Source organism: Pseudarthrobacter sp. HLT1-3, from assembly GCF_059383535.1.
The window spans coordinates 1-24398 of record NZ_JBWZCJ010000011.1 but is presented as its reverse complement, the minus strand read 5'-3'; the positions used below and the strand labels follow the sequence as shown (position 1 = coordinate 24398).

Annotated in this window: 21 protein-coding genes and 1 pseudogene; 16 read left to right on the top strand and 6 right to left on the bottom strand. The window is 60.4% G+C overall.

Features of this window, described 5'->3' with window-relative positions; all coding sequences use genetic code 11:
- Positions 1-2: 2 nt before the first annotated feature.
- Positions 3-1127: a hypothetical protein gene (locus AC50X9_RS11190; RefSeq protein WP_494893524.1), complete on the top strand. Its 1125-nt coding sequence runs from the start codon at positions 3-5 to the stop codon at positions 1125-1127.
- Positions 1128-1222: 95 nt separating this feature from the next.
- Positions 1223-2689, top strand: a complete 1467-nt coding sequence (locus tag AC50X9_RS11185; RefSeq protein WP_494893522.1) for a tyrosine-protein kinase domain-containing protein — start codon at positions 1223-1225, stop codon at positions 2687-2689.
- Positions 2690-2749: 60 nt separating this feature from the next.
- Here the strand turns inward: AC50X9_RS11185 and lepB are convergent, their stop codons facing one another.
- Positions 2750-3466 carry a signal peptidase I gene (gene lepB / locus AC50X9_RS11180; protein WP_494893520.1) on the bottom strand — a complete coding sequence of 239 codons (717 nt, stop codon included), beginning with the start codon at positions 3464-3466 and terminating at the stop codon, positions 2750-2752.
- A gap of 131 nt (positions 3467-3597) precedes the next feature.
- On the opposite strand from lepB, the gene paaA reads away from it, so the two are divergent.
- Genes paaA through galU form a run of 7 tightly spaced genes read left to right on the top strand, consistent with a single transcriptional unit; the run spans position 3598 to position 9377 of the window.
- A complete protein-coding gene (paaA, locus tag AC50X9_RS11175; protein WP_494893518.1) occupies positions 3598-4629 on the top strand; it encodes a 1,2-phenylacetyl-CoA epoxidase subunit PaaA in 1032 nt (343 codons plus the stop codon).
- A complete protein-coding gene (gene paaB, locus AC50X9_RS11170) occupies positions 4626-4931 on the top strand; it encodes a 1,2-phenylacetyl-CoA epoxidase subunit PaaB (protein WP_136321706.1) in 306 nt (101 codons plus the stop codon). Before paaA ends, paaB begins: the two co-directional genes overlap by 4 nt.
- Positions 4928-5866, top strand: a complete 939-nt coding sequence (gene paaC / locus AC50X9_RS11165) for a 1,2-phenylacetyl-CoA epoxidase subunit PaaC (protein WP_494893515.1) — start codon at positions 4928-4930, stop codon at positions 5864-5866. Before paaB ends, paaC begins: the two co-directional genes overlap by 4 nt.
- A 2-nt stretch (positions 5867-5868) precedes the next feature.
- Positions 5869-6393, top strand: a complete 525-nt coding sequence (gene paaD / locus AC50X9_RS11160) for a 1,2-phenylacetyl-CoA epoxidase subunit PaaD (protein WP_494893513.1) — start codon at positions 5869-5871, stop codon at positions 6391-6393.
- Positions 6394-6408: 15 nt separating this feature from the next.
- On the top strand, positions 6409-7629 hold the full coding sequence (gene paaE, locus AC50X9_RS11155) for a 1,2-phenylacetyl-CoA epoxidase subunit PaaE (protein WP_494893511.1): 1221 nt from the start codon (positions 6409-6411) through the stop codon (positions 7627-7629).
- Between the two features lie 39 nt (positions 7630-7668).
- The gene (locus AC50X9_RS11150) at positions 7669-8448 is read left to right on the top strand and encodes an enoyl-CoA hydratase/isomerase family protein (protein WP_494893509.1); all 780 of its coding nucleotides are present in this window, start codon (positions 7669-7671) and stop codon (positions 8446-8448) included.
- Between the two features lie 38 nt (positions 8449-8486).
- On the top strand, positions 8487-9377 hold the full coding sequence (gene galU / locus AC50X9_RS11145; RefSeq protein WP_494893507.1) for a UTP--glucose-1-phosphate uridylyltransferase GalU: 891 nt from the start codon (positions 8487-8489) through the stop codon (positions 9375-9377).
- Here the strand turns inward: galU and AC50X9_RS11140 are convergent.
- The 5 genes from AC50X9_RS11140 to AC50X9_RS11120 form a co-directional block, all read right to left on the bottom strand.
- Entirely contained in the window at positions 9370-9804 is a 435-nt protein-coding gene (locus tag AC50X9_RS11140) for a VanZ family protein (protein WP_494893505.1), read from the bottom strand. The two genes, galU and AC50X9_RS11140, sit on opposite strands and share 8 nt — an antisense overlap.
- An 86-nt stretch (positions 9805-9890) precedes the next feature.
- On the bottom strand, positions 9891-10505 hold the full coding sequence (locus tag AC50X9_RS11135) for an LPXTG cell wall anchor domain-containing protein (protein ID WP_494893503.1): 615 nt from the start codon (positions 10503-10505) through the stop codon (positions 9891-9893).
- Between the two features lie 172 nt (positions 10506-10677).
- Complete coding sequence (locus AC50X9_RS11130) at positions 10678-12414, bottom strand: DUF4012 domain-containing protein (RefSeq protein WP_494893498.1); 1737 nt, start codon at positions 12412-12414, stop codon at positions 10678-10680.
- A 150-nt stretch (positions 12415-12564) separates the two neighbouring features.
- Entirely contained in the window at positions 12565-13878 is a 1314-nt protein-coding gene (locus AC50X9_RS11125; protein WP_494893494.1) for a UDP-glucose dehydrogenase family protein, read from the bottom strand.
- A gap of 58 nt (positions 13879-13936) precedes the next feature.
- Positions 13937-15373: a sugar transferase gene (locus AC50X9_RS11120; protein WP_494893772.1), complete on the bottom strand. Its 1437-nt coding sequence runs from the start codon at positions 15371-15373 to the stop codon at positions 13937-13939.
- A gap of 265 nt (positions 15374-15638) precedes the next feature.
- Between AC50X9_RS11120 and AC50X9_RS11115 the strand changes: the two genes are divergently transcribed.
- From AC50X9_RS11115 to AC50X9_RS11085, 7 genes and pseudogenes are all read left to right on the top strand, one after another.
- Positions 15639-16826, top strand: a complete 1188-nt coding sequence (locus tag AC50X9_RS11115) for a glycosyltransferase (protein ID WP_494893492.1) — start codon at positions 15639-15641, stop codon at positions 16824-16826.
- A gap of 69 nt (positions 16827-16895) precedes the next feature.
- Positions 16896-17888: a glycosyltransferase gene (locus AC50X9_RS11110; RefSeq protein ID WP_494893490.1), complete on the top strand. Its 993-nt coding sequence runs from the start codon at positions 16896-16898 to the stop codon at positions 17886-17888.
- Positions 17889-17896: 8 nt separating this feature from the next.
- The gene (locus AC50X9_RS11105) at positions 17897-18892 is read left to right on the top strand and encodes a glycosyltransferase family 4 protein (protein WP_494893488.1); all 996 of its coding nucleotides are present in this window, start codon (positions 17897-17899) and stop codon (positions 18890-18892) included.
- A gap of 32 nt (positions 18893-18924) precedes the next feature.
- On the top strand, positions 18925-19998 hold the full coding sequence (locus tag AC50X9_RS11100; protein WP_494893486.1) for a glycosyltransferase family protein: 1074 nt from the start codon (positions 18925-18927) through the stop codon (positions 19996-19998).
- A gap of 689 nt (positions 19999-20687) precedes the next feature.
- Entirely contained in the window at positions 20688-21407 is a 720-nt protein-coding gene (locus AC50X9_RS11095) for a hypothetical protein (RefSeq protein WP_494893484.1), read from the top strand.
- 75 nt (positions 21408-21482) lie between these two features.
- Positions 21483-22742 carry an O-antigen polymerase gene (locus tag AC50X9_RS11090; protein WP_494893482.1) on the top strand — a complete coding sequence of 420 codons (1260 nt, stop codon included), beginning with the start codon at positions 21483-21485 and terminating at the stop codon, positions 22740-22742.
- A gap of 305 nt (positions 22743-23047) precedes the next feature.
- A pseudogene (locus tag AC50X9_RS11085) lies at positions 23048-24261 on the top strand (ISL3 family transposase).
- The last annotated feature ends 137 nt before the right edge of the window (positions 24262-24398 follow it).

The window sequence follows — 24398 nt, the reverse complement described above, 5'->3', positions numbered from 1 at the left end:
CCGTGACTGACGCCCAGCGGCAAGCGATGGCCCAAGCCTGGAGCCGGTGCCTTGATGATCCGAGACCCATAGCTGCGGAGACGCCGCACAACAAATCTAGCTTCCCCTTCACAGCCTCTTTTCACTTCCGCTCTAGGCTCCACGGCACCGGGGTGCGGCACCTCGGCTCGGATACTTTTGAGGGCCTGGCCGAAGCGGTGACCTCGGAAGTGACCGTTGCTGCCATTCTGGAACGTGCCGGCGAGCTGACCATGCTCCACGCGTGCGGCGTAGCGGACGCCGACGGCGCGGTCATCGCCTTAGTGGCGAAGTCTGGCACGGGCAAAACTACTGCCTCCTCGCAACTCTCGCGGACCTTCGGCTATATAACTGACGAAACTGTCGCGATCAGGGCTGATGGAAGTGTTGTGCCGTACCCGAAGCCGTTGTCGGTTAAGCAGGCAACTCCAGGTGCCGCCAAAATGCAGGTGGGGCCGGACGAACTGGGTCTGCAAGCCGCACCGGACAACCCCCGGATCAGGGCAATTGCGTTGTTGGACAGGGTTATTGGGGAACATCAGTTGCCCATTATCGAACCCGTCCCTTTGGTAGAGGCAGTACTGGCACTTATTCCTGATACTTCGTCCCAGTCGGCCGTTGTTCAGCCGCTTCAGTCCCTGTGCCGGCTGATTGACAGTGTAGGCGGAGTTTTCAGGGTCAGCTATTCGGAAGCGGCCGACCTGAAGGTCAGCCTCGCGCCGCTCTTTCTCGCGGTGCCGCCCAACCCGGCGGAAATCACCGAGACGTGGTCGCCCGCGCTGGCGCAACCGGAGTCAGATCCCGCAGCCCGGGGAACAGGTACCACCAAAGAAGGGCCACCAGAGCAAATCCCTGCAGGCTGGCTGCGGACCGCTGACGCCGTTGATGCAGTGGAGATCGGCGAGGACCTGCTGGTCCTGACCGAAACGGAACTCACCAAGCTCAGCGGTATCGGTCCCGTCATTTGGCAGACCGCCCAGCACCCGGTCTCGATGGAGACGTTGGTGGGCCGGATCGAAGCCTTCCATGGACTGCCCGAGGGCTATGAAGCTCTGCTGGATGTGGCCGTTGACGGACTCGTCAGCCGTGGATTACTCCTGCGCGGTTAGCGCCGTAGATATATGCACATCAACGCGGTCACCGTACCGTACAGTAAATTTTCGTGTGGGTCGCTGGGGCCAGGCACGGGGGAGAGGACCATAGCGTGACTGGTTTTGAAACGGCCGATAACATCGGCCAACCTGCAGCAGGACTTGCGCTGGAGGACTACCTGCGCATCGCGCGGGCCCGCTGGAAGGGCATCGTGGCGTTCACCCTGGCACTGACCGTGCTTGCCTTCTGCTGGACCCTCCTGCAGCCCAAGATCTACGCCGCACAGTCCAGCGGGATCGTTGTCGCCGGCGGCTCGGATAACCTCAGCCTTTCGCTCATGAGCGAGAACCTGGCCCAGACCAAGGCCACCAAGTACGAACCCGTGGCCAAGTCCAGGCTCGTGGCCGAACGCGTTGTTTCGGCGCTTGGGCTCACGACATCGCCGGACGCCCTGCTGGGGACGATCTCTGTGACCCTGCCGAAGGAAAGCGCCCAGATTGCGGTCACTGCGACTTCCACGGATCCCGCAACCGCGCAACGCGTCGCGGATGCCTGGGTGAAGGGGCTGGCCGAGCAGGTCAAGGAAATGGAAAGCCTCCCCGCGGTCGAAGGCTCGGACGTTGTCGCCGTCCCGGTCGTCCGGGTGGTGCCGCTGGGCGAAGCGCCCCTGCCGACGGCCCCCACGTCGCCGAACGTCAAGCTCACTCTTGCTATCGGAGCTCTGGCAGGCCTGGCTCTCGGCGTCCTGTACGCCATGCTCCGCCATCATCTGGACCGCCGGCTCCGGAGCGCGACCGCCATCGAACGCCGCTTCGGAGTTCCTGTGCTCGGAACCCTCCCGGTGGACCACCGCTTGGACGGGAAAAGCACCGTGCTGGACGACGGGTTCAGCCCGGTAGCATCAGGCGATGGATCGCACGCGATCACCGAGGCCCTGCGGGAACTCCGGACAAATCTTCAGTACGTCGACGTCGACAATCCCCCGCGGATCATTGTAGTGACGAGCTCCGTCCCGGCCGAGGGCAAGTCAACCGTCACGGCCAACCTTGCCGTCACCATGGCTGCCGCCGGCGAGAACGTTGTGGTGGTCGACGGCGATCTGCGCCGCCCCACCCTGGTTGATGTCTTTAACTTGGTCCCCGGAGTCGGCGTCACGGACGTCCTGAGCGGCCACGCCGAGCTCGGGGACGTGCTGCAGGAATGGAGCGCGATGCCGAACCTGCGGGTCCTCGGATCCGGCCGGATCCCGCCGAACCCCAGCGAGCTGCTGGGGTCGCAGGCCATGAAGACTCTGCTCAGAACGCTTGCCCAGGACGCAATTGTGCTGGTTGACGCTCCGCCCTTGCTCCCCGTCACGGACGCCGCCGTCCTCACCCGCATCGCCGATGGAGCAATCGTTGTCATCAGGTCCGGGAAGACCACCGACGAGGAACTTGGGAAGTCTCTCGGCAACCTGGGACGAGTCAACGGCAACGTCCTGGGCACGATCCTCAACCGTGTGCCCACCACCGGTGCGGGCTCGTACCGGTACTACACCGCCTATCAGTCCCGCGAGCAGGAACCGCAGCCGGTGAGCTAGGAAAGGAAATATCCCCTCGGAGCAGATGAACTCCGGGGGATATTTTCGTCTGTAGGTAAGTCAGCCCACTCCGCCAAATCGATTCAGCGGCCAGAACCTGCCCGCCACCTGCCCGACGACGGCCGAGGACAGGATCGTTCTGACGCAATCAGCATCGGCCGCATCCGTGAAGCTCCGGCAGGCAATGACGGAATCAACCGAGTTGGACCGGTGGTCTCCCAGCACTACCAGTTCGCCCTCGGGAACCGTAAACGGGGGAATGCACCGCAGCGACCGCGGGCTACTCTGGCAGTCGAGACTGCCGGCCTCAAACGGCAGATCGTCGAAAATATAGGGTTCGTCGAGGGGCTGGCCGTCGATCCGCAGCCTGCCATTATCACCACAGCAGCTGATGGTCTGGCCACCGGTGGCAACCACTCGCTTCACCAGGAACCGCTCGTTGGAGGGTCCGATCCCAGTTATGTCACCAAAGGAACGGACAACGCCGGCCACCCCGCCAGCGCGCGGCACGGCAGTTTCCGCCTGCCAGCTCTCCGGCCGGGTGAACACCACGATGTCGCCGCCGCGGGGTCCCGAGCCGGTGTAGGCAAGCCGGTTCACCAGGATCCTGTCGCCGCCGTCCGCGGCGCCCTGGAGCGTCGGCTCCATCGATCCGGACGGGATCCGGTAGGCCTTTACCAGGAACCCCTGGACCAGGGACACGGCCACCAGGGCGATGAGCATGTTCCGGGCCACGGAGGCCCAGAGGGGGAGCTTCTTGCCGCGGCCGTTTATCACCAGTTCAAGCTATCACCGGCCACCCGCGCACCAGCGCCGCAATCGGTCCCGGTGCTTGACGCATCTCCCGCCTTCCGCATATCCTGAACGAACGGTCGGTAATTATTTATCGGAAATGCATAGGAGCAACCATGGCAGCGCAGACCCTGCAGTCAGTGCCCGGAGAGCCAACAGCGGCACGGCACGAACAGAGCCTCGAAGATGCGGCCCGGCGTGACGCCGAAGGCCAGGCATACTTCGACAAAGTCATGGCGGATGACTCGCGGATTGAACCCCGCGACTGGATGCCCCCGGCATACCGCAAGACCCTGCTGCGCCAGGTCTCGCAGCACGCGCACTCGGAGATCATCGGCATGCAGCCGGAAGCCAACTGGATCTCCCGCGCCCCCAGCCTTAAGCGCAAGGCCATCCTGATGGCCAAGGTCCAGGACGAGGCCGGCCACGGCCTGTACCTCTACTCCGCCGCCGAAACACTCGGCCAGCCGCGGGACCAGATGAACCAGGACCTGATGGACGGCAAGGCCAAGTACTCCTCCATCTTCAATTACCCCGCCCGCACCTGGGCAGACATGGGCGCCATCGGCTGGATGGTCGACGGCGCCGCTATCGCCAACCAGGTGCCGCTCTGCCGCGCCTCCTTCGGCCCCTACGGCCGCGCCATGGTCCGCGTCTGCAAGGAAGAATCCTTCCACCAGCGCCAGGGCTTTGAGATCCTGCTGGAACTCTCGCACGGCACCCCCGAGCAGAAACAGATGGCCCAGGACGCGGTGAACCGCTGGTACGCCCCGGCCCTGATGATGTTCGGCCCGCCGGATGACGACTCGCCCAACTCCAAGCAGTCCATGGCCTGGAACATCAAGCGCTTCAGCAACGACGAACTGCGCAACCGCTTCGTCGGCATGATGATGGAGCAGGTCAAGGTCCTGGAGCTCACCCTCCCGGACAAGGACATCCGCTTCAACGAAGAGACCAAGAAATGGGAGCACGGCCCGCTGGACTGGGATGAATTCCACGAAGTCCTCGCCGGCCGCGGCCCCTGCAACGCCCAGCGCCTGGAACGGCGCCGCGAAGCACACAACAATGGCACCTGGGTCCGCGAAGCCGCCGCCGCCTACGCGGAAAAGCAGAGCCGCAAGCTAGCAGAAAAGGAATCCGCAGCATGACCACCCCCGAACCGCACGCAGGAAACGTCTGGCCCATCTGGGAAGTCTTCGTCCGCTCCAGCCGCGGCCTTTCCCACGTCCACGCCGGCTCCCTGCACGCGCCGGACGCCGCTATGGCCCTGCGCAACGCCCGTGACCTCTACACCCGCCGCAACGAGGGTGTGTCCATCTGGGTTGTCCCGGCAGACGCCATTGCCTCCAGCGACCCGGACTCCAAGGGCGCGTTCTTCGAGTCGCCCCAGGGCAAGGACTACCGTCACGCGACGTACTACACTAAGAGCGAGGGCGTGAAGCACCTGTGAGCACCTCACCTGAAACTGCGGCGGCTACGGCTCCCGCAGCAGAAGCGTCCGGCCACGGGGACCTCTCCGTGGGCGTCAAGGCAGCCAGCGGCAGCGGCGAGGCCACGGCCAGCGCCACCCGCATCACGCCCGGCAACGCGCTCCGCCCGGAGGACATCGCCCTGGCCGTCCGCACCGGCACCGCGAAGCCGAGCGAGGACGTTGCCGAGTTCGCCCTGCGCCTGGGCGATGACGCCCTGATCCTCGCGCAGCGCCTCGGCCACTGGATCTCCCGCGCCCCGGAGCTCGAGGAGGACATCGCCCTCGGCAACATCGCCCTGGATCAGCTGGGCCACGCCCGCTCCTTCCTCAGCTACGCTGGCGGACTTGACGGCCGGAGCGAGGATGACCTCGCCTACTTCCGCCGCGAGAACGACTTCCGGTCGGTCCAGATCTTCGAAATCCCGAACGGCGACTTTGCCGTCACCATCGCCCGCCAGTTTGTCGTCAGCTACTACCAGTTCGAGCTGTACCGCCGGCTGGTGGAGTCCACCGACGCCACCCTGGCCGGCATTGCCGCCAAGGCCGTCAAGGAAGTGGACTACCACCGCGACCACAGCGCCCAGTGGGTACTGCGCCTGGCCCAGGGCACGGACGAGTCCCGCGAGAAGATGATCCACGGCTTCAAGGTTGTCTGGCCCTACGTCGACGAGCTGTTCCGCGACGACGAACTCACCGCCCGCCTCGCCGCAGCCGGTGCCGCCGTCGAGCCGTCGAGCCTGCGCGCCGACTTCGACCGGCTCACCGGCGAGGTCCTCGCCGAGGCCGAACTGGACGTCCCCACGGTCCAGCCCGCCCCCGGCGGCGGACGCAAGGGACTGCACTCTGAGCACCTCGGTTACATCCTCGCCGAAATGCAGGTGCTCGCCCGCGAGTACCCCGGAGCAAGCTGGTAACCATGCCTGACATGGACACCAAAACGGCCGAGCAGAAGGCCTGGGACATCGCGGCCACGGTCTGCGACCCGGAAATCCCCGTCCTCACGGTTGCGGACCTGGGGATCCTCCGGAACGTCCAGTTGTTCGACGACGGCGGGCAGACGCCCGCCGTCCAGGTCACCATCACGCCGACCTACTCCGGCTGCCCCGCAATGGACGCCATCCGTGACGACCTCACCACGGCGTTCCACGACGCAGGCTACCCCCACGTCCGGGTTGAGCTGGTGCTCTCCCCGGCCTGGACCACGGACTGGATGACCGAATCCGGCAAGGCCAAGCTGCAGGAGTACGGCATCGCCCCGCCCTCCGGCCACTCGGCAGCGGTGCGGCACGCCGGGCCCATCCGGCTGTCCCTCGCCGTCAAATGCCCGCAGTGTTCATCGCTGAACACCAAGGAACTCACCCGCTTCGGTTCCACCTCCTGCAAGGCGCTGTACGTCTGCCAGGCCTGCAAGGAACCGTTCGACTACTTCAAAGTTTTGTAAGGAACAGGTGCTCCCATGACTGTTGTCCGCCAGACCGCCGCTGAAACGGCTGCAGCCACCGGCCGCCGACGCGCGTCCTTCCACCCGCTGACCGTGGACGAAGTCCGCCGGCTCACCGACGACGCGATCGAGGTGACCTTCGGCGTCCCGGCCGAGCTCGCCGGCCAGTTCGATTACCTCCCCGGCCAGTACGTCGCCCTGCGCACCACCCTGCCGGACGAGACCGGCGAGCCGAAGGAAATCCGGCGCAGCTACTCGATCTGCGCCGAACCGCGCAGCTTCGCGGACGGCAGCAGCGAGATCCGGGTCGCGGTCAAGAAGGACCTGGGCGGGCTGTTCTCCACTTGGGCGAACGCCGAACTCAAGGCCGGCGACGTCCTGGACGTCATGAGCCCGATGGGCGCGTTCGTGTCCAAGCACGGCCGCGACGGCAAAGAGCAGAACCTGATGAACTCGATGAACCACCCGGAGGAGCTCGCGGGGGAGCCCGGCTCCTTCGTCGCGATCGCCGCCGGTTCCGGCATCACCCCGGTGATCGCGATCGCCCGCACGCTGCTCGCGGCGCACCCGGAAACCCGCTTCGACCTGGTTTACGCCAACAAGGCCGCCATGGACGTGATGTTCCTCGAGGAACTCGCGGACCTGAAGGACAAGTACCCGGCCCGGCTCGCGCTGCACCACGTGCTCTCCCGCGAACAGCGGATCGCGCCGCTGCTCAGCGGTCGGATCGACGCGGAGAAGCTGCAGGCCCTGCTGGGCACGGCCATCCACGCCGACGACGTCGACGAGTGGTTCCTGTGCGGCCCGTTCGAGCTGGTCCAGCTCTGCCGGGACACCCTGGCCGAGCGCGGCGTCAACCCGGACCACATCCGCTTCGAACTGTTCACCACCGGCAAACCGGACCGCCCCGAGGGCAACGCCGGACGCCCGGTAATTGTGGACGAGTCCCAGGCCACCTACAAGATCACCTTCAAGCTCGACGGCCTGCAGGGCGAGGTCGCCAGCCCCACGCACGCCCGCGAATCGATCCTGAACGCGGCACTGCGGGTCCGTCCGGACGTACCGTTCGCTTGCGCCGGCGGCGTCTGTGGAACCTGCCGCGCCAAGGTGGTCACCGGGGCCGTGACCATGGACGAGAACTACGCGCTGGAGCAGGACGAGCTGGACAAGGGCTACGTGCTCACCTGCCAGTCGCACCCCACGACGCCGGAAGTGACCGTCGACTTCGACGTCTAGCAGCCTCATCCCGCTTTCCGTCCCGACCACAGGAGCCCCATGATTTCCCTCTCCATCGCCGACGGCGTCGCCGAGATCGTCCTCGACGCCCCGCACAAGCTCAACTCGCTCGACGGGCAGGCGCTCAAGGATTTAACCCAGGCGTACGACGACGCCGCTGCCGCCGCCGAGCGCGGCGAGGTCCGGGCTTTGCTGCTGCGGGGCGAGGGGCGCGCCTTCTGTGCGGGCCGGGACATCGCCGGCGTGACGCCGGAGACCGACGACGTGCAGGCCTACCTGGGCGGGCTCCTGCAGCCGCTGCTCAAGAAGATGACCGCGTTCCCTGCGCCCACCTTCGCGGCGGCTCAGGGGGCCTGCCTGGGTGTCGGGCTGGGGCTGCTGCTGGCGACCGACGTGGTCTACGTGGCGGAGAACGCCAAGTTTGGCTCCCCGTTCGCGAACCTCGGCGCCACACTCGATTCCGGCGGCCACTGGTACTTCACCGAACGCCTCGGCATGCACCGGACGCTGGACCTGATCTACACCGCCGATCTCATGTCCGGCGCGGACGCCGTGGCCCAGGGCATGTTCAGCCGGGCCATGCCCGCGGCCGACCTGCTGGAGAACACCCGCGCCATCGTGGCCAAGGCCGCCGCCGGCGCCACCAGCGCGTTCAAAGCCAGCAAGGAACTCGTGGCGCACATCCGGGACCAGCGCCTCGGCCTCTGGGAATCCATGGAAGAGGAGAACACCGAGCAGGCCCGGCTCTGCAAGACCGAGGACTACTCCGAGGGGTTCCGGGCGTTCCAGGAGAAGCGCAAGCCCGTCTTCAAGGGCTAGCCATTCTCATTTTGAGGTAGCGCTTGTATGGTTCCCCTATGACTTTGGGGAAATTGGTTACTAAAGCTGTCATTCCGGCCGCCGGACTGGGAACACGTTTCCTGCCCGCCACCAAGGCGATGCCCAAGGAAATGCTGCCTGTGGTCGACCAGCCGGCCATCCAGTACGTGGTCGAGGAAGCTGTCCGCGCCGGCCTGACCGATTTGCTGATGATCACGGGCCGGCAGAAGCGCGCGCTAGAGGACCACTTTGACCGTGAGCCCAGCCTGGAACGCGCATTGGAACTCAAGGGCGATTTTGAGAAGCTGGAAGCCGTCCAGCACGCGTCCGCCCTGGGACCCCTCTACTACGTCCGCCAGGGCGACCCCAAGGGACTCGGCCACGCCGTACTGTGCGCCCGCCAGCACGTGGGCGACGAGCCCTTCGCCGTCCTGCTGGGCGATGACCTGATCGACGAGCGCGACGAACTCCTGAGCACCATGATCGAGGTGCAGGCCCGAACGGGCGGCTCCGTCCTTGCCCTGATCGAAGTGGACCCTGTCGAGATCAGCGCGTACGGCTGCGCCGACGTTTCACCCATCGACGGTGAAAGCCATTTTCGCGTCAACCGGCTGGTGGAAAAACCCACGACCGCCGACGCCCCCTCCAACCTGGCCGTCATCGGACGGTACGTGCTCCACCCGGCAGTCTTCGACGTTCTCGAGGAGACTGAGCCCGGCCGCGGCGGCGAAATCCAACTCACCGATGCGCTGCAGACCCTTGCCACCTCGGATTGCGAAGGTGGCGGCGTGTACGGGGTGGTGTTCAAGGGCCGCCGGTACGACACCGGCGACAAGCTGAGCTACCTGAAAGCCGTCATATCCATCGCATCGGAGCGTGTGGAATTCGGCGAGGAGCTCAAGGCCTGGATGAAGGCATTCGTCAGCTAGCCCTGGTGCCGCCCTGACGGCGGATAAACAGCGCAACGAGCAGTGAGCCCAGGGAGGCTCCAAGGGTGTTGGTGGCAAAGTCCAGCGGGCTGGGGAAGCGGCTGTGAAGAAAGAGCAACTGGCCCAACTCCATGCAACCGGAAACCAATAAGCCTAGGGCGCCGATCCGCCACCAAGGCTTCCTCGGGAACGCCATTGCAGCCACAACGCCGAGGGGCACAAAGAGCGCCACATTGGCGGAGGCTTCAATGAAGCCGTAACCGATCCATGCCGGAACACCGAGGGCGTGGATAAAAAAGATGAATCCGGCTACCTGTCCCCGCACTGGCTGGTCCACTGGGCTGGGCCAGAAACCAACCAGCGCCAGGAACATCAGCAGCCCCGACAGGACGATGCGCCATATGCGCGGCGCGACTGTGGCCCTCATGTGTTCCTTAGGAAGTTTCCAAAGCAAAAGGTGGTGATCTCCAGTATCCCGGAGACCACCACCCTTTTTGACGCTTGTAGCTGTGCCTAGACGGCGACGTCAGCCTTCGCGCGGCGGCGAACCACTACGACGGAGGTGATGCCGGCTGCCAGGGCGCCCGCGCCTACCAGGGACCAGATCATCAGGTTGGCATCTGCACCGGTGTTGGCCAGGGCGGTTCCATTACCCGTGTCCGCAAGGCCGGCGCCCACCGCGAGGCCCTGCACCGTGACAGTGGAGCTGGCGGAGAGGCCAGACTCCAAGCCGGTGGCGGTGAGAGTGTAGACGCCCGTCTCACTGATGGTGAGCGGGAAGGCGAAGGCGCCATCGGCTTTTGCTTCGGCGGGGAAGTTCTGCGCTGCCAGCGGCAGGGTAATCTTTCCGGAAACCGTCATGCCACGCCCGGCGACGCTTGCGCCAGTCGATGCCGGACGCTCGCCCGGCCTGACGCTGATGGTCAGACCTTCGCCGGCCTTGAAGCCGTTGCCGCGGAAGACAAACTGCTCCCCCGGGCCAACAGTGCCATCAGAAACGGCGGCGTTGGCGGAGTTGGGGGACTGCCCGGGGCCGACGGGCGGTGCCGGGTAGGTTGCCATGGCCGGAACTGCGCCGATAAGTGAAATGGTGCCGGCTAGTGCGATCGCTGCAAGTGTTTTTTTCATGAGTCCCCCTGAGACCGTATATACGAGTGTCACGCGATGTGGAGATTTCCGACCCCCCAGTGGCCGCCAGATGAAATCTCATTAGATAAGTCCCTGCAGACACTAGCATCCATAATGAGTGTGACCAAAGTGAATGAAGTTGCTTTACATACCGTTAACTCAGTGTTTACGTTCACTGATTGCAGACCGCGTCTTCTGTGGCGAGTATCACGTCATTGACAGGCTGGACGGTGGGCGTGACTACCACGTTAGGTTCCTTATGCTGGACTATTTTGCCGAACGTCAGCTCGACCGTGCTGCTTTGGCCCGGAGCCAAGGTTACGGTCACCGCTCCCACGGGTCGATTGGCGTGACGCTGGGCGGCAAAGTCCGTCTTTTTGCCGTCGACAAAGGCTGTTTCCACATTGGCCTGCACCGGGCCGTAGCCGATCACGTTGGTGCGGACAGAGCCAGCCCGAACCCCAAATGCGCCAGCGCCGGTGACGTAGGGAGGCAACGAAGTCGCCGCGTCTGCCGGGGCCGTGTTGGTGCTGGTAATGCGGACTGCTGTTTGTTCGTACCCGTCAATGGCGCACTTCTTGACAAGCTGGACAGTTCGCTTGACATGGAAGTCCATTTTTGCGCCCGTGCCGTCGTTGAAATAGACCCCGAACTGCGCAGGGGCGACGCTGGGGCCAGCGATTGATCCGCTTACTGGATATTTAGTTAGAACCGACTGTTCCTGCGTGGCGGCCGACCACAAAAGAATTCGGCCCTCCGCCACCCCGCGGGAGATGCCGTCAATGAGTCCCTTGGCGTCTCCCGTTCCACCAGACGAAATGGTACTGAAGACCTCCTTCGCCACTCCGGCGTAGTAAGCATCCTGGTACTTTGGCAACGGAATCTTCGCGTAGACGTCGGAAAGGAGGGTGGGTACGACGTTCTTGCCGCTCAGCTGCGTCGGCAGTCCGCCGCTAGCCAGGGCAAGGAGCTCGGGCTCCGTGAGTTCTACAGGTCCGGTTGCGTCCAGGACGTACCCCAACGAGATTGGGTCCATGGAAATCACACCGTCCACCCGCTGACCGGTCTTCTTTTCCCACATGGCTTGCGCAGTGGCAGCCGCGGTGGGGAAGTCAGGCGTCAGATTGACGTCCTGCATGTATTTGCCAAGTCGCGTCGAGTAGATCTGTTGCTGCTCCTCGTCCACTGCGATTGAAGGCGACATGGTGCCAACTTCGCCGGCACTGCTCTGTTCGCCGAGAGTCAGATTGCCGTCGTTCAGTGTGAGTACAGCCAAGGCTCCCGGAATTCCGCCCGAGGCTCTGGCCTCAGCATTGTTCTGGACCATGAGCAGGTAGTTCCGCTGGCCGTCGGCTCCGAGCATGCCGGGGGCGATTTGGGCCGCCACAGCCGATGCATCCAGCGCACCAGTCACTTCCTGCAGCTGCTGACGTGCCCGCACCAACGGCTCGGCCACTTGGGGCCATAGGCTGCCCGCATCGATTCTCTCCAGCCGTTCGGCTGACGTCCTTACCGCGTGTGCGGCGGCTGAAACGCTGGGAGAGGCGGTTTGGATTGGTTTCAGGTCAGTCCCCGCGCCGCTTGGTACCAGGCTGTCCCAGCTAAGGGAACCGAAGACCTTGACGAGGGGAACCAAGCCCAAGGCGGCGACATCGTCCGCTGATCGGGCAACTTCAGCGACGGCGCTGAAGTTAGCGCCGAGCCCGGGGACTGCGGAGGCCAGGGTCCAGAGGGGATCTCCTGCTGCCTCGCGGGCCGTCGACGTGTGGGCGCGCAGCTGATCCACCGTCGCACTGGCCTCTGTCGAATTTTCGCCAACGATACTGGCTTTGAGAACGGGAATGAGCTGCGTCGTGGCCTCTAGTTCGTTCTTGATGATGGTAGCCCGGGAGCCGAGCCAAGCTGCCACAACCACAGCCAAGACCGCGACAGCCGCCAGGCATGATGCAGCAATAATCAGCCGACGGCGACGCCTGCGCGGGTCGTCTGCTCGGGCCCAGCCCGATTTGGCGCGGCTTCTTTCCCCGGCCCATTTTGCCTCGCCTGTTTCAGTCATGGCCTATGGACGCCCGAGTCCGCGATAAGTCCATCCGGCTGCACGCCATTTTTCGGCATCCAGGACGTTTCGCCCGTCTAGGATGCGGGGAGAGCCAACCGCAGCCGCCAGTTCGTAGGGATCCAGGTCTCGGTATTGCTGCCATTCTGTCAGGAGCAGCAAGGCATCGGCCCGCTGTACGGCCTTGTCTGTGTCCAGTTCGTAGTGAAGTTCCGGGAAACGTCCGGCGGCATTGGTCAATGCCTTCGGATCCGTGACGGTCACAACGGCGCCTTGTAGTTGGAGCTGGGCGGCGATGCTCAGGGCTGGCGAATCGCGGACATCATCGCTCTCAGGTTTGAACGCGGCACCGAGAACGGTGATCCGCTTTCCGAGCAGCATGCCACCGCACAATTCGCGCGTAAGCTCCACCACCCGAGTCCGGCGACGCATGTTAATCGCATCCACTTCGCGAAGGAATGTCAGCGCCTGGTCGGCGCCCAACTCGCCGGCACGGGCCATGAACGCCCGAATATCCTTCGGAAGGCATCCCCCGCCGAAGCCGATGCCGGCGTTCAGGAACTTCCGGCCGATTCGGTCATCCATGCCGATTGCGTCCGCCAAGCGTGAAACGTCGGCGCCGGCAGCTTCGCACACCTCAGCCATGGCATTAATGAAGGAAATCTTGGTGGCCAGAAAAGAATTAGCTGCTGCCTTCACCAACTCCGCGGTGGCGAGATCCGCCACCAATCGAGGCGTGCCTGTGGCCAAAGATACGGAATAGACCTCGTCCAGTATTGCCACGGCCGGATGGTCCTCGGAGCCGTCCGGCACGCCGTAGACGAAGCGGTCCGGTTGAAGCGTGTCGGACACCGCGTGCCCCTCGCGCAGAAACTCCGGATTCCAGACGAGGTGAGCAGCCGGTTCGACGTTCAGTACCAATTCTGCCAGCCTGGCAGCCGTTCCTACGGGCACAGTCGACTTCCCGACGACGACGGTTCCGTGTTGGAGATGGGGGAGAAGCGCCAGCGTGGCGGCGTCAACGTAGCTCATATCGGCGGCGTTTTCACCCTTCTTCTGCGGAGTTCCCACGCAGATGAAGTGGACGTCGCTTCCGGCCGCCGCGGCCATGTCGGTTGTGAAGGACAGCCGGCCCACCAGTTGGACTTCAGCGAGGAGTACATCGAGTCCTGGCTCGAAGAACGGTGCTTTGGCGGCGGAAAGGGCTGCGATCTTATGTTCATCGACGTCAATGCCGACGACGTCGTGCCCCAGTTTGGCCATGCAGGCAGCATGAACGGCGCCCAGATAGCCGCAGCCGATTACAGAAATTCGCATATTTTGCCTTCCTCGATAAAGGATTGGCGGACAGGGCCGCTGGAATGTGAGGTCTAGATCAGACAGCCCCGGTACCTACAAATACTGCTCTGAACGTCTTGAAAAGTATCAGCACGTCACCCATTAGCGACCAATTCTCTACGTAGTAGAGGTCGAGTCGAATACTCTCTTCCCAGCTCAAATTGGAACGGCCGCTCACCTGCCACAGGCCGCTCATTCCGGGGCTTACGTATAGGCGGCGGTGGGCGGCATCGTCGTACAAAGCCACCTCGCCTTCCCGTTGAGGCCGTGGACCTACCAGGCTCATGCTACCGCCGAGGACGTTCAGTAGTTGCGGCAGCTCGTCGAGCGAGTACTTACGGAGGAATCGTCCGACGGACGTGATTCGAGGATCGTTCTCCACCTTGAAGAGCGGCGTATCGCCAGATCCTTGTGCCTGAAGCAGGGAATGGAGGTCTGCGTCAGCATTAACCTTCATTGATCGAAACTTCAGCATGCCAAATGTAGATCCCCGAAGCCCGATTCTCTCCTGTCTGTAGAACACCGGGCCTGGGTCAGTAAACCGAACCAAGAGGGCCAAGAGTAGGAAGACCGGTGATAGGGCGGCCACGAGGATTCCTGCGAGTGTAATATCAAATGCTCGCTTGGCCACTTTTTTTCCGCCGGTCAGTTTCGGTGTTGACACGTGGATTAGGGGTAGTCCCGCGATGGCCTGAGTATGGATTCTCGGCCCTGCTACGTCCGTTAGTGCAGGCGCCAATATCATTCCAATGTCTCTAGCGGCCAATTCCCAACCAAGCCGTCGGAGATCCTTAGGATGCAAATTCACGCCCGCGGATATAGCCACTGCGTCAACATTCGTCGCCACTATGACGGCGAGAATGGACTGAATATCTGTTTCTACCCCGGTCACTGGAAGTTCCGAACCCGTCAAGCGTCGATTTTCCTCAGTAGCTCCAGGCAGGTGGGTGGCCACCGGGAGGTAGCCTGCATCCGGGACGCTTTGTAGTGATCGTACGAGATGGGCGGCGGAGTAGGGCCCGCCGATGATCAGGACTCGAGAGCTGCTCTTGCCCCTTTTCCGTTCCATGCTCAGGTGTTGGCGAAGTAGCCATCGAGCAGTCAGTAGCCCGACCGCACCAGCGGGAAATGCCAATCCGACAAAGCCGCGGGCCGTGTCAATACGGAGCGAGTAGGAAATGAGGGCAACTATGCCGAACAACCAAGCTGAGGTCGCCAGCACTCGCTTGTACTCCTCGGAACCGGATCCGAGGATCTTGGAGTCGCGAGATCCCCAGAACTCCAGCATTAGCCACCATGCCAGCGTCAGCCCGACGGACAATACTGCATAGTCGACATCCCGTACGCCCGTCTGTAGGTCCGAGAAACCGAAGCGGACTCCGAAGGCGCCGGCCACAGCCCAAAGTACGACACAGGCATCGATCAACCGCAGACGCCTGACGTACTTCCGCCGCCAGTTGTGCACTTGGTGCAGCTTCCCCACATCTACCCCTTGTGCTGTCTGTCCATCTGCCCTAGCGGACTGTACGATACTATCTGCTTGAGGCTTCAACTTCATTCGGGCTGCTATGCGGAGGAGTCCAATCGTAGGATGTCCGGTGAGAACCCAAAAAGCCCTCGGATTTTGTCAGGTTTGCAGGAAGCAGTACCGCAGTCGTGACACACTTAGCCTCGTTTCTACCCTGCATCGACCGCATCAGGTCGCAAGCCTGAAGCGTTCGTAACTGTGATGGGCAAATGTGGCCAAGTGGCCCGTACTCGCGAGGATTCTGGGGAAAGTCGTGTCTAGCAATACAACAGCAGTGAAGGTACCAAACATCACGATAGTTCACGAATGGTTTGAATCGATCGGCGGTTCGGAGAACGTTGCGACAGCCATGATGGAGGCTTTTCCAGGGTCTGACCTGTTTTGCCTTTGGCGATCGTCAGGGGCTGACTTGGAGTCAGCAGTGACAATATCTGAAAGTGTCCTGGCTCGTCGTCCCTTCCGTGGACGCAAGATTTTGTCCCTTCCCTTGATGCCACTAGTGTGGCGCCACACCAATTTGCGCTCAGGCGCCGCTCAAGTGGCCCTCGTTAGCTCACATTTGTTCGCGCATCACGTGCGGCTTCGTCGCCAAATGCACAAACTGGTTTACGTCCACACTCCGGCCCGCTATATATGGGAACCCGACCTCGATGAACGCGGCCAGTCAACGCTGGCAAAGCTGGCCTCGGTCGTGCTGAAGCCACTGGATAGGCGCCGCGCTAAAGAAGCTTCCGCGATAGCTGCGAATAGCATGTTTGTGAAGGAACGTATAATGCGGGCATGGGGCCTCGAAGCTCACGTCATATATCCGCCGGTTGATGTAGCGGAAATCCGGGCCAGGGCTGATTGGTCGTTAGCGCTCTCGTCCGATGATCGAGCCGTCTATGACGCTTTGCCTGCTGAATTTATCCTTGGAGCCTCGCGCTTCGTGAGTTACAAACGGCTGGATGTTGTGATCAGGGCGGGAGAAATATCGGGAATCCCGGTTGTGTTGGCCGGCGGTGGAGCTGATGAACCGCGGTTAAGGATATTGTCTTCCGCCTCTACGGTCCCGGTCACCTTCATCGACAGACCCTCGACAGAGTTGTTGCGCGCGCTGTACCAGCGGGCGGTCCTATACGTGTTCCCGCCTGTCGAGGATTTTGGGATCATGCCCGTAGAAGCTATGGCCGCCGGTACCCCTGTGCTTGCAAATCAGTTAGGTGGGGCCAGTGAGACGGTCATCGAGGGCGAGACGGGGGCGTTGTTTGACCCGCTTGATGAAACCACATTTGGTCCGGCAATACGTCGAGCCCTGTCAGTTGATCGGTCGCGAATCGCAGACCACACAATTCGCTATTCCAGACAACGATTCCAAGAGGAGATTCGCGAATGGGTCGCCCTTCATGTAGAGGCCTAACTGGTGTTTTGTGTGTGGACTTGACACGTCGCGAGTACTGGATCGTTCGACACCGAGATTGTGAGTTTGATGGAAACTAAAACCGTCGCGATTACTGTTACGTATGGTGATAGATCTGACATGTGCGTTGAGACGGCCAGACGGGCGCTTAGCTCCGGCGCTTCAAAGGTTATTGTTATTGATAACGGTTCCATTTACAAAAGCAGAACGGAACTCGAAGCCTTTCGTATAGCTTCGGCAGGGACGGTGGAGATCGAACGTTTCGAAGAAAATGCAGGAACTGCGATTGCATTCGGAGCCGGAATCAGTGCTGCATTAGAACTTGACGCAACGCATATTTGGATCCTAGATGACGATAATTGGCCAACCCCCGGCTGTCTTGAGGCTTGTTTCGAATTTTTAGACGTGCTGGGACTTCCTTCGAGCTCGGTTGCAATTGCTTGCAACCGAGATACCGACGAGCACCATGCGCTGCTGACTTCAGGAGCAGATGCTTCAAATGTGTTTGAACCGGACGGTGTTTTCTTCGGCTTTGATCTCTTTTCTCGCGTATTTGGCGTTAAGGGGAGAAAACGAAATCTGGCTCGGGCAGCTCTTCCACAGGCGCCCTATGGTGGACTTTTTGCACCAAGCGAAGTTTTTAGGCGCGTAGGGCTCCCGCGAGAAGACTTTGTTCTCTATTTTGATGACGTTGAGTACACGAGACGGATGAGCGATCTAGGCGTGAGGATCCATTTGTGTGAAAGTGCGAAGATTACCGATGCTGGTAGCAAATGGGTCGATTCTACGACTGACCGGTATCTAACTGGCATGATAAAGGCTGAGAATGATGCTCGTACTTATTACTCCTACCGAAACTGCCTTTTCCTTGACCTGGCGCGAGCACGTCGTAGACATGTTTTGTTCCGGTTCCTGCTGAACTTTGCTGTTTATTCTGGTTATGTTGTTGCGATGTGTTTACGTCATCGAAACATGAGGTTTTTTTCAGTCTACTTCCGAGGCTGCCGAGATGGAATACTGCAAAAAATGGGCGGTCGGATGTCCTTAAAGAGAGTCGGATAGGAGCGAACATGTCAAAATCCAGAGCCGGCGCCATTTATGTTGATCAACGTTGGACGGGCCATCATGGTATTGCTAGGTTTGGGCGCGAGGTCACAAGTCGACTGCCTGTTCCTTTCAAGAAGCTCGAATCTCGATTGAAGCCCACGTCACCGCTCGATGTAGTCAATGGGCAGCGGCTCCGACTTGGTACTCGCGACATCGTATATACGCCTGGATTCAACGCAGGTATCTGCCGAGGAGTTCAACTACTTACAATTCATGATCTAATCCATCTGGATATTGATGAAGAGAGTTCCGCACTCAAGAAGGCCTACTATGAATTTGTGGTTCGACCCGCGGTAGTCAAGGCTCGGACTGTTTTCACAGTCTCAGAGACGTCTCGTGAGCAAATTCGCATTTGGCTAAATGACGAAGATATCGAAGTGGTGAATGTCGGAAATGGAGTCTCAGAGGATTTCTGCTTCGCGCACGAGCCGGCAGATGTTTCTCCAACCAGCTTTGTGTTCGTTGGAAATCTTAAACCGCATAAGAATCTCCGCGTTCTATTCCTTGCTCTTCGGCTGAGACCCAACTACTCAATCGCTGTAGTTAGCTCTGATGAGGCCGGAGTTCGGCTTTTGGCCGAGGAGATAGGAGTGGAATCGCAAATCCGTGTCTACAGCCAACTTTCAGACCAAGAATTAGCTCACTTGTACAGGCAGTCTGCAGCCTTGTTATTCCCCTCAATCCTGGAGGGGTTCGGGTTACCCGCGGTGGAAGCGATCCGATGCGGGACCAGGGTTGCCTTTTGGAAAGGTTGTGCAACTGTGGCTGAGATTGCACGAGAACATGGGAGCTGCGTCGACGATGCGTATGATCCGAAGGGATGGGCTGACGCCATGGATACCTGCGCCTCCACCAGCGAGGGTGGGCCGATAAGTCCGAGCGATCGGTGGAGAAGTCGTTACGATTGGTGCAACGTTGCGCGAAAAGTCTCGGATGCGCTTCTGGCATACCCTTCATAAGCGAGTCACAGAGACGAGGCGAGGTAGTCCCAATGAGCAAGAAAATCCTGTTTGTGAGTCATACAGCTGACGGCGGCGTGTTCAAAGTTGGGAGTCACCACCTTGCGCGGGAAATGTCTCGGGCTGGGGGTCACGTTGCGCATGTCTCCACTCCATGGTCTTCGCTTCACCGAGTTCTCGGCCGAGGTGACCCCGTTCGGCGGGGTTTGGCCATGGATGGCCCCAAGGAGGATGCACATGGGGTGGTGCATGCGTGCAGCCAGACGCTCCTTCCGAGTCGTTTGAGCCGCGGATCCTATCTTGAACCGCTCTTACGGCAGATTGGCTTCGAGAGCCCCGACTTAGTATTGATAGATCAGCCACTAATGGACAGCAAGTATCTTCGTTCGTTAGGGAGGGTACGCATATTCAGGCCCACCGACCTTTACCTCAAGGGCGCGGCGGGTAGTTGCCAGCGACGGCTAATTCCCCATGTTCACGGTGTTGTAGCAACTTCAGAACCGGTACTTGATGCGCTCCCGAAGTTGCCAGGACAGCCCCGAATGCTCGTGGCAAACGGTGTTGAATACGCTAGGTTTGCCTTGAATCCGAAGGTTCGGCGAAGGGGTGCGGTGTATGTCGGCGCCATTGACGAGCGCTTTGACTGGAAGGCTGTTGTCCATTTCGCAAGGACCATGCCTGATGAATTGTTCACAATTATAGGCCCCGTGAGTAATCCTGCACCTGCAGACTTGCCTTTGAACGTGAAAGTAGCGGGTCCAATGCCTTACGATGAAATTCCATTTGTCCTCGCGAAAGCGAAGGTTGGGCTGCTGCCATTCACGAACTCTGATTTGAATTCGGGACGAAGCCCAATGAAGTTATTTGAATACCTAGCCGCGGGCCTCTTTGTAGTCGCAAGACGCCAACGTACTGACAACACGCCAACAATTCCTGGAGTGGGTACGTATTCTTCTTTTGAGGAAGCTGGCCACTGTCTTCGGCGCCACTTTAGCGAACCTCATTACAATGTCCTCGGGTCCAGTCGGTCGCTCGTCGAAGACTGGGCAGTGAAAGCTTCTGAGATACTTCGATTTTCTAATCGAATAGAATCGCAAATGCAATAGCGGCTGAGCTGCGAAGAACCGACCAGACTATGTAGTGGACTCTCGCAGGCTGCAGGGTTGGCTACGACAACGGCCGTTCCACCAGAGTTGTCGGTCATCATGGAAGAACGGACTTGAGTAATAGCGTGAAGAGCCTAATAAAACGACTTCTTGGATTCTCGGCGCTGCCGTTCATATCTGCTTTAACCCCGCTCATCCTGCTTCCTATTGTCGCTAGATTAGGAGGGCCCGAGGGGTGGTCAAGCGTTGCCATCGGGCAAGCAGTCGGCGCGATAGGGTCCGTTGCAATCGGATATGGAAGCATGATTTGGGGGCCACCCGCCATCGCTTCGTCCGATAGGGCCGACGTCCACCGCGATACATATATAGAGGTGCTGTCCGCCAAAGCTCTGGTCTCGATATTAGTCCTACCCAGCATCGTTATCCTTTCCATTCTGATGTGCCCTCCAGGGCATTTGCTTGAAGGGGTAGGCATGGCTATATCGATGGCACTAGTCGGTTGGTCTCCCTCCTGGTACTTGATTGGCCGAGGCAGGCCCGGGCCAATTGCCAGATTCGAAACTATTCCGAAGTTGGTGGCGACGGCGCTGTCTGCGGGACTGCTACTTCTAACGGGGATCATTTGGCTCTATCCTCTACTTCTTATTTTGGCTACGGTGTCCGGACTATGTTTCTTTCACCGTCAACTGTTGGGTACTCTGCTGCCGCGGGTTCGACCTTTTAGCGCCGATACGCTGAAGATGCTGCGTCGCCGGTCAAACACGGCATTGATAGAAGCTACCGGCATCGCCTATGTAGCGGCACCTATTCCAGTTGTTTCGATTGGCGGCAGCGCGAGTGAGATAAGCTCTGTCGCGTCCGGGGACAAGTTATACAGGTACGGGCTTTTTGCGATAGTGGCATTAGCCAACGCGGTGCAAGGCTGGGTTCTGGAGCCATCCGCACGCAATGCCTTCCGTCGCCACCTGGCCGTAATCATCGCCCACAGTATTCTTGGCCTTTTTGGTCTGGGATTCCTCTGCCTAGCAGGTCCATGGGCGTCTGAACTCTTGTTTGGCTCCGCCGTAGCTGCCCAGAACCCGATGACGGCTTTCTACGGGGTTGCATTCTTTGCGGTCTCCGCTTCGACTCCCCTCGTTCGAAATATACTTATTCCCGCTGGAAAGACCCAAGTCGTCTTGGTTGCCACGATTATTGGAGCAATAATAGGCCTTCCGGCGATGGTGATGCTCAACTTGACTTCAGGTCCCTCCGGTGTTGCTTTGGGATTAGCGATAAGCGAGCTCTTGGTTCTTACGATGACAAGCGTTGCGGTGACACCTTTGTTGAGAAGCTTCAGAAGAGAGTCGGCTCTTCGACACGAGGTACCGATGCCATCCGAACAGGAGAAACTTGAGCGAACTAACTAAATTCCGGCCTGAGGTATCGGGCCAGCGCTGGGCCTCACATGACTTGGGCTCTTGCGTACATCCAAGGAAGCGTCGTTGAAACTCGCATCAGTAGTTCAACCAGGATTCGTCTTTGTCATGCCGCTCGTGTTGAGCGCCGCAGCGTGGGCTGTGCCAGGCGAGTCGATATTTCTACGTGGTTTCTCTCAGCGCACTCAATTTACCTGGGGAGGATTTGTAATTCTTGGGGCATGGTACATGCTCTGTTTCCTCGTATTCAGCGCTGGCCTGATGTTTGGGAAGTCTATTGCTCCGCTCCGGTCGATCGCCTCAGTCGAATCATCGCTGCACTATGACAAAATGTTTCTCAAAATTTTGACAGCTTTGGCGACGGTGGGAGTGCTGTACGCGCTCTTCCTGGCGCAGCAACAAGGTTCAATCCTCTCTGCATTGGCCGAAAATTCGGGAAATGATCTCTCCGAACCGCTTAAGGGGGGTGCAGGGATTGCTACTGCGAGGTACACAACCGTACTGGCTGCACCGTTCGCGGTTGCACTGTGGTTGAGGAGGCGGTGCTCTCTATTGATGGCCGTCTGGAACGTCGGGCTGCTGATTGCAAGTGCTTTGTTTTCCTCACGAATGTCGCTGCTGATGGCAATTGTGGTTTTTGTATTCTTTTACAGCCACTCTAATCCTGATGCCAGGATGAAGCTCTCGCGCGTTGCTGTTGCTGGCTTTACTGTTTTCTCACTTTTAGGCATTCTGAACTTCTTTAGAAATGCTAAGTATTACATGGTTTACGACATTGATAATCCCGTACTCATGAACTGGTATCAGATACTCACCTATTTGGGCGCTCCATTTCAAGTTTCTGGAGCTGTGGCTAGTTCTGTTTTTAGCGGAATGTTCCCAGACAGGGGCAGTTTCGAGAACTCGCTTGAAATTTTGGTACCAACGTTTTTCCAAGATAAGCAAGGCGAGTTCGTGATTAGCGGTGATTCGCGGTATGCCAACCAGGTTGATGTGGCCGGCAACCTGACGACGAACTCTGCATTTGCCGATATTTACAATACCTTTGGTCTGTGGGGGCTGATTTGGAGCTTGGTTGCCGTTGCGCTATCAGGAATCACGTACGGACATTGCAAACAATACAAGTCAGGATTCGCTTTGGGTGCTGGTCTTGCGCTCTACCTATTGGCTGAGTACTGGAGGATTTTCCTGTTCAACCAAGGAATTGTCGTCTATCTGTTTTTGGTAATTTTTGTGGCAGGGATGGCTTCCGCCGTAGCCGGTTCCAAAAATAGGATCCAAGACCGGAACAGTGTCAGTCCCAAGAGTGTGGTTCTCCGACGATAGTAGTTATTGCGGATATGGAGCCCTTCGCATGCAAACTCTGGTTTTTCGTCCTGACCGCCGGCGGGTGGTAGTCATCTGCGCCGGTGGTGGGTGTGCGGAAGCATTTTACGGCTCTTCGTGGTTCGTGGGGAATTGATTCCGTGTCGTAGCTAAATAAGGGGCCCGTGGCCCTGCTGGGATGAGTGTGTCTAGCATTCAACCAGGAACAGGACCACGAGCCTTGATCGAGCCTACCGGGGCGGCGCCCGACGCTGCCACCAGCATCTTCAACCTGCCCACCGTCATCGCCGCGACCGTGCTGGCTGATGGCCGGCGCCAGATCATCGTCGAAACCGATCAGCCGCCGGGTTGCCCAGCTGCGGTGTCGTCGCGACGCGGCGGAAGGAACGACGCGGCGGAAGGAACGACGCTTCCAACGGATCCGCGACATTCCCGTCGCCGGCGCCGTGGAGGTCCTCTGGTCCAAGTACCGCTGGCACTGCGAGGAGCCGGCCTGCCCGCGGCTGTCGTTCTTCGAATCCACCGCCCAGGTCCCGCCCCGTGCCCGATCCACCGGCCGGCTCCGGGACCACGTCGTTGACGCGGTCATCAGCTCCGGCCGGGCCGTGTCCGAGACCGCCGCCGCGTTCGCGGTATCCTGGTGGCTTGTCCGTGCCGCACTGACCGAAGCCTGCCTTCTGACCCTGCCCGACGTGGATGAGCTCAGGCCCCGGATGCTCGGCATCGACGAGCACAGGTTCCGGTCCGTGCGGTACTTCCGGGACCCTGACTCCACATCGTGGATCCGGCACGAGCCGTGGATGACGACCATCGTTGATCTGGACACCGGACAGGTCCTGGGCGTGGTCGATGGCCGGGACCACAGGGGCGTCGGGGACTGGCTGTTCGCCCGACCGCTGCAGTGGCGTCTGGGTGTGCAGGTCGTCGCGATCGACCCGTCGGCGGCGTTCCGGAAAGCGTTGAGGATGTGGCTCCCACGCACCGCCGTCGCGGTCGATCACTTCCATCTGGTCTCCCTCGGAAACCAAGCCGCCAGAACCTGTCCCAGCAGGTCAAGGGCCGCCGCGGCCGTGGCGTTGACAAGGCCTGGGCCCACCGGATGCTGCTCCTTCGGGCCGGCGACACGCTCTCCGAGACGGCTGCCCACCGGCTGGCTGAGGTCTTCGCCGCCGACGACCCGACCAGCAAGCTGCAAGCCGTGTGGAAGGTCAAAGAGCAGCTCAGGGCGTTGCTGCGCACCGACTACCTGACCGCCGCGGCGGCCGCGGCGGCCGCGAAAGCCGAACTCAAGGTGCTCGTCGAGGACGCCGGCCGGCCCGAGACAAACAAGCTCTACCGCACTGTCTGCCGGTGGTCGAACGAGATCGAAGTCCTCATCGTCACCGGCGCCACCACTGGCAAGGTCGAGGCCAATATCACCGGCATCAAGCACATCAAACGCACAGCCCGCGGCTACCGGAACGCCGGCAATTACAAATCAGTTATTCTCATGAGAAGTGCCGCCAGGACGGCGGCATGACACTCATCCGGGAATCCATTTCCCCACGAACCTTGAAGAGATTCCCTAACGCTTGTCAAGCCTTTTTTGGCTCTGGACGACAGGCAGGGTTGAGTGCACCGTCACCTGTGTTCTGCCGGTGGCGGTGGGTGCTATCC

Bases quoted from the DNA above. Each gene is read 5' to 3' on its own strand.
- paaB (WP_136321706.1), top strand. From the start codon at position 4,626: ATGACCACCCCCGAACCGCACGCAGGAAACGTCTGGCCCATCTGGGAA.
- AC50X9_RS11105 (WP_494893488.1), top strand. From the start codon at position 17,897: ATGTCAAAATCCAGAGCCGGCGCCATTTATGTTGATCAACGTTGGACG.
- AC50X9_RS11140 (WP_494893505.1), bottom strand. From the start codon at position 9,804: ATGAGGGCCACAGTCGCGCCGCGCATATGGCGCATCGTCCTGTCGGGG.
- AC50X9_RS11125 (WP_494893494.1), bottom strand. From the start codon at position 13,878: ATGCGAATTTCTGTAATCGGCTGCGGCTATCTGGGCGCCGTTCATGCT.
- paaD (WP_494893513.1), top strand. From the start codon at position 5,869: ATGCCTGACATGGACACCAAAACGGCCGAGCAGAAGGCCTGGGACATC.
- paaA (WP_494893518.1), top strand. From the start codon at position 3,598: ATGGCAGCGCAGACCCTGCAGTCAGTGCCCGGAGAGCCAACAGCGGCA.
- AC50X9_RS11110 (WP_494893490.1), top strand. From the start codon at position 16,896: ATGGAAACTAAAACCGTCGCGATTACTGTTACGTATGGTGATAGATCT.
- paaE (WP_494893511.1), top strand. From the start codon at position 6,409: ATGACTGTTGTCCGCCAGACCGCCGCTGAAACGGCTGCAGCCACCGGC.
- AC50X9_RS11135 (WP_494893503.1), bottom strand. From the start codon at position 10,505: ATGAAAAAAACACTTGCAGCGATCGCACTAGCCGGCACCATTTCACTT.
- galU (WP_494893507.1), top strand. From the start codon at position 8,487: ATGACTTTGGGGAAATTGGTTACTAAAGCTGTCATTCCGGCCGCCGGA.
- AC50X9_RS11150 (WP_494893509.1), top strand. From the start codon at position 7,669: ATGATTTCCCTCTCCATCGCCGACGGCGTCGCCGAGATCGTCCTCGAC.
- AC50X9_RS11100 (WP_494893486.1), top strand. From the start codon at position 18,925: ATGAGCAAGAAAATCCTGTTTGTGAGTCATACAGCTGACGGCGGCGTG.